The organism is Kitasatospora sp. NPDC057512, assembly GCF_042802135.1.
Lineage (GTDB): Bacteria > Actinomycetota > Actinomycetes > Streptomycetales > Streptomycetaceae > Kitasatospora.
This window is the reverse complement of sequence record NZ_JBHVET010000657.1, coordinates 1-4,851: the sequence shown is the minus strand read 5'-3', so window position 1 is coordinate 4,851 and position 4,851 is coordinate 1. Positions and strand designations below refer to the sequence as shown.

Genomic DNA, 4,851 nt, shown 5'->3' with positions numbered 1-4,851 from the left:
GCCGGGGCGCTCCCACCCACCAACCATCCGAACCTGTACGGGAGTTGTGACCCATGCGCAGCCGTCACGTGTTCCACGCCGTCGACTCGCACACCGAGGGCATGCCGACCCGGGTGATCACCGGCGGCTTCGGCGTCATCCCCGGCGCCACCATGGCCGAGCGCCGGGTGCACTTCCAGGAGCACCTGGACCACTTCCGCACCCTGCTGATGTACGAGCCGCGCGGCCACGCCGCGATGAGCGGCGCGATCCTCCAGCCGCCGACCCGGCCGGACGCCGACTTCGGCGTGCTCTACATCGAGGTCTCCGGACTGCTGCCGATGTGCGGGCACGGCACCATCGGGGTCGCCACCGTGCTGGTCGAGACCGGGATGGTCCCGGTGGTCGAGCCGGTCACCACCGTACGGCTGGACACCCCGGCCGGACTGGTGGTCGCCGAGGTGAGGGTCGAGGACGGCGCCGCCAAGGCGGTGACCATCCGCAACGTGCCCTCCTACTCCGTCGCCCTGGACCGCAAGATCGAGGTGCCCGGCTACGGCGCGGTGACCTACGACCTCGCGTACGGCGGCAACTTCTACGCCATCCTGCCGCTCGCCGAGTTCGGGCTGCCCTTCGAGCGCGAGCGCAAGCAGGAGATCCTGGACGCCGGCCTGGCCATGATGGACGCGATCAACGCGGGCCCGGACCGGCCGGTGCACCCGGAGAACCCGTCCATCCACGGCTGCCACCACGTCCAGCTGCTCGCCCCCGGCTCCACCGCCGAGCACTCCCGGCACGCGATGGCCATCCACCCCGGCTGGTTCGACCGCTCGCCCTGCGGCACCGGCACCTCGGCGCGGATGGCCCAGCTGCACGCGCGCGGCGAACTGCCGCTCGGGCGGGACTTCCGCAACGACTCCTTCATCGGGACCACCTTCACCGGGCGGCTGGTCGAGGAGACCGAGGTGGCCGGGCGTCCCGCGGTGGTGCCCACCGTCACCGGGCGGGCCTGGGTCACCGGCACCGCCCAGTACTTCCTCGACCCGAGCGACCCGTTCCCGGCGGGCTTCCTGCTCTGACCCCTCCTTCCTCCTTCGTCCCCGTACCTCCCCCCGAAGGGCTGCTGGCCGTGACCATCACCTCGTACAACCCCGCCGACCCCGCCGACCTCGTGGTCGCCGTCGAGGAGCCCGGCGCCGAGGCCGTGCGGGCCGCCGTCGGGCGGGCCCGGGCGGCGCAGGGCGACTGGCTCGCCGCCGGGGCGGGCGCCCGGTCGGCGGCGCTCGGCCGGATCGCGGACGCCGTGGAGGCGCACGCCCACGAGCTGGCCGCGCTGATCGTGCGCGAGGTCGGCAAGCCGCTGGCCGAGGCGCTCGGCGAGGTCGCCCGCACGGCGGCGATCTGGCGCTACTACGCGCAGGCGCCGTACGCGCCGTCCGGGGCGGTGCACGAGACCGCCGCCGGCCCCGGACTGCTGCTCACCCGGCGCCGCCCGTACGGGGTCGCCGGACTGATCGCGCCGTGGAACTTCCCGCTGGCGATCCCGACCTGGAAGGCCGCGCCGGCCCTCGCCGTCGGCAACGCGGTGGTGCTCAAGCCGGCGCCCGAGGCGACGGCCTGCGCGCTGCGGCTGGCGGAGTTGGCCGGGCTGCCCGAGGACGTGTTCACGGTGCTGCCCGGCGGGGCGGAGGAGGGCGCGGCGCTGGTCGGCGCCGCGGACGTGGTCTCCTTCACCGGCTCGACCGGCGTCGGCCGGGCCGTGGTGCGGGCCGCGACCGACCGCGGGGTGCCGGTGCAGGCCGAACTCGGCGGGCTGAACGCCGCGCTGGTGCTGCCGGACGCCGACATCGCGCAGGCCGCCGGGCACATCGCCGCGGCCATCGCCGGGTACGCCGGGCAGAAGTGCACCGCCACCAGCCGGGTGATCGCGGTCGGCGCCGCCTACGAGCCGCTGCGCGAGGCGCTGGTCAAGGCGCTGGCGGCGGTCGACGACGCGGTCTGCGGGCCGGTGATCAACGCCGGTGCGCGGGAGCGGCTGACCGGGGCCGTCTCCTCGGCCGTCGAGGCCGGGGCCAGCGTGCTCACCGGCGGCGGGGTGCCCGAGCGGACCGGCTGGTACGTCGAGCCGACCCTGCTCGCCGAGGTGCCGGCCGAACACCCGCTGGCCCGTGAGGAGTTCTTCGGCCCGATCGCGGTGCTGCACGCCGCCGCCGACCTGGACGAGGCCGTCGCGCTCGCCAACGACACCCCGCACAGCCTCTCCACCTCGGTGCACACCCGCAGCCTGGACGTGGCGCTGGCCGCCGCCGACCGGCTGGACGCGGGCATGATCCGGGTCAACGCCCCGTCCAGCGGCGTCGACTTCCACCTGCCCTTCGGCGGGGCCAAGGGCGCGAGCCACGGCGACCGCGAACAGGGCCAGGCCGCCCTGGACTTCTACACCGTCAGCCGGACCGTCAGCGTGCTGCCGGGCGGAGGTGCGCTCTGATGTTCGTACGGACGGTGGACTACCACACGGCCGGCGAGCCGTTCCGGATCGTGCTCGACGGCGTGCCGCCGATCCCCGGCGACACCGTCGCCGAGCGCCGGGCCATCGCGCTCGGCGCGGGCGGCAGCGCGACCGCGCCCCGGCCCAGCGCGCTGGACGAGGTCCGGCAGCTGCTCAGCCGGGAACCGCGCGGCCACGCCGGGATGTACGGCGGCTTCCTGGTCCCGCCGGACGACGACGAGGCGCACCTGGGCGTGCTGTTCTGGCACAAGGACGGCTACTCCACCGCCTGCGGGCACGGCACCATCGCGCTCGGCGCCTGGGCGGTGGACTCCGGACTGGTGGCCGCCCCCGCGGACGGCGTGGCGCGGGTGCGGATCGACGTGCCGTCCGGCCGGGTCACCGCCCTGGTGCACCGCGCCGGCGGGCGGACCACCGGGGTGACCTTCCGCAACGTGCCCAGCCGGGTCACCGCGCTGAAGCTGCCGGTGGAGACCTCGCGCGGCACCGTGGAGGTCGCCGTGGCGCACTCCGGCGCCTGCTACGCCTCGGTGCCCGCGGCCGCCCTCGGGCTCGCCGTGGAGAAGGAGCGGCTGCCCGAACTCACCGCCGTGGGGCGGGAGATCAGGGCCGCGCTGGCCGGGTCGGAGGCGGTCGCGCACCCGACGGACGCCCGGCTGTCGGGCGTCTACGGGGTCATCCTGTACGACGAACTCCCCTCGGTGGACGGGGTGTTGAACCAGCGCAACGTCACCGTCTTCGCGGACGGCCAGATCGACCGCTCGCCCTGCGGCTCCGGCACCTCCGCCCGGCTCGCGGTGCTCGCCGCCGAGGGGCGGCTGGCCCCGGGCGAGCCGCTGCGGCACGAGTCGGTCATCGGGACGGTCTTCAGCGGGCGGGTCCTCCCGGGCGGCGACCCGCAGGGCGAGGGCGTGGTCACCGAGGTCGGCGGGACGGCCTTCCGCACCGGCGAGCACGGCTTCGTCCTGGAGCCGGACGACGAGCTGGGAGCGGGGTTCCTGCTGTGACCACCGTGAGTGCGACCGAAGGTGTGAAGCCAACCGAAGTGCCCGGCGCGGTGGTTGTGCCGCTCCAGTACGCCGTGCCGGGCACCGGCGGGGTCGGGCCCGCCGGGGCGGTGGGGGCGATCGAGCGGGTGCTGCTGGACGGGTTCGACCCGGAGGCGGCACCCGCCCGGTCGGCCGTACCGGTGCCCGCCGGCGAACTGCTGCTGATGCCGGCCGCCGCCGGGCCGTACGCCGGCGTGAAGATCGCCGGGGTCGCGCCCGCCAACCCGTCGGCCGGACTGCCCAGGATCACCGGCAGCTACCTGCTGCTGGACGGGCCCACCCTCCAGCCGCTCGCCCTGCTGGACGGCGCCGCGCTCACCGCGCTGCGCACGCCCGCCGTCACCGCGGCCGCGCTGCGGCGGCTGGCCGTGCCGGAGGCCGAGCACCTGGTGCTGTTCGGCTCCGGGCCGCAGGCGTACGGGCACCTGGACGCCCTGCTCGCCGTCCGGCCGCTGCGCCGGCTCACCGTGGTGGCGCGCAACGCCGAACGGGCCGGGGCGCTGGCCGGGTACGGGCGGGAACTCGGGCTGGCGGCTGAGGTCGGCGACCCGCGCGCGGTCCGCGAGGCGGACCTGGTGGTCTGCTGCACCACCGCGCGCACCCCGCTGTTCGACGGTGCGCTGGTGCCCGCGCACGCGGCGGTGGCGGCGGTCGGCTCGCACGAGCCGGACGCCCGGGAGGTGGACGAACTGCTCGTCCAGCGCGCCGAGTTGTACGTCGAGGCGCGCACCGTCGCGGTGCGCGAGGCCGGGGACCTGCTGATGGCGGGCGTGGCCGGGCGGCAGCTGTGGAACCTCGCCGAACTGGTGCGCGGCGACGCGCTGGTGCCCGACGGGCGGCCGCGGTTCTTCAAGAGCGTCGGGATGGCCTGGCAGGACCTGGCCGTTGCGGCGGAGGTGTACCGGGCGGCCTCCCAGTAGTTCAGTCGCCCAGGAAGACGAGCCAACTGCCCGGGGTGGCGGAGCAGTTGGCGAGCAGGTTGCGCAGCTCGCGGACGGCCGCCCGCTGCTCCCCGGTGGTGCAGCGGGCGAGCAGGGCGGTGGCCTCCTCGAAGGCGGCGCCGGCGTCCTGCTCGTTGAACAGGGTGTCCCCGTACGGGTCGATCCGGCCGAGCCGGTGGCGGGCCGGATCGGTGTGCCGGGCCAGGGCGGTGGTGAGGGCCTCGCCGGGGCTCGACAGGTGCAGCATCCTGGCGCCGGTGCGGCGGCCGCCGTTCGGGCGGCCGTCGTACAGCGCGATGTCGATCGACACGGCGTTGCTCCTGGTGGTGGTCGGGAGCTGTGGAACCGGAGCCGGTGCAGCGGGATGGGACTG

General features: G+C 75.8%; 5 protein-coding genes. 4 read left to right on the top strand and 1 reads right to left on the bottom strand.

The window, feature by feature from the left end; genetic code table 11:
- The first annotated feature begins 53 nt into the window (after positions 1-53).
- From ACFU6K_RS31355 to ACFU6K_RS31340, 4 genes are read left to right on the top strand one after another with little or no spacing between them, the layout of a single operon-like run.
- Positions 54-1,058, top strand: coding sequence for a proline racemase family protein (locus ACFU6K_RS31355; protein ID WP_380668765.1), 1,005 nt, complete (start codon positions 54-56; stop codon positions 1,056-1,058).
- A 50-nt stretch (positions 1,059-1,108) separates the two neighbouring features.
- Positions 1,109-2,467 carry an aldehyde dehydrogenase family protein gene (locus ACFU6K_RS31350; protein ID WP_380668763.1) on the top strand — a complete coding sequence of 453 codons (1,359 nt, stop codon included), beginning with the start codon at positions 1,109-1,111 and terminating at the stop codon, positions 2,465-2,467.
- Positions 2,467-3,495 (top strand): proline racemase family protein, encoded by a 1,029-nt coding sequence (locus ACFU6K_RS31345; protein WP_380668761.1) that lies wholly within the window; start codon positions 2,467-2,469, stop codon positions 3,493-3,495. The genes ACFU6K_RS31350 and ACFU6K_RS31345 overlap by 1 nt, the downstream gene beginning before the upstream one ends.
- 23 nt (positions 3,496-3,518) lie before the next feature.
- The gene (locus tag ACFU6K_RS31340; protein WP_380668759.1) at positions 3,519-4,457 is read left to right on the top strand and encodes an ornithine cyclodeaminase family protein; all 939 of its coding nucleotides are present in this window, start codon (positions 3,519-3,521) and stop codon (positions 4,455-4,457) included.
- Position 4,458: 1 nt separating this feature from the next.
- On the opposite strand, the gene ACFU6K_RS31335 is transcribed toward ACFU6K_RS31340, so the two are convergent.
- Entirely contained in the window at positions 4,459-4,788 is a 330-nt protein-coding gene (locus ACFU6K_RS31335; RefSeq protein WP_380668757.1) for a hypothetical protein, read from the bottom strand.
- Positions 4,789-4,851: the final 63 nt, after the last annotated feature.

Excerpts from the sequence above, each read along its gene's own strand:
- ACFU6K_RS31355 (WP_380668765.1), top strand. The coding sequence starts at position 54 with ATGCGCAGCCGTCACGTGTTCCACGCCGTCGACTCGCACACCGAGGGC.
- ACFU6K_RS31345 (WP_380668761.1), top strand. The coding sequence starts at position 2,467 with ATGTTCGTACGGACGGTGGACTACCACACGGCCGGCGAGCCGTTCCGG.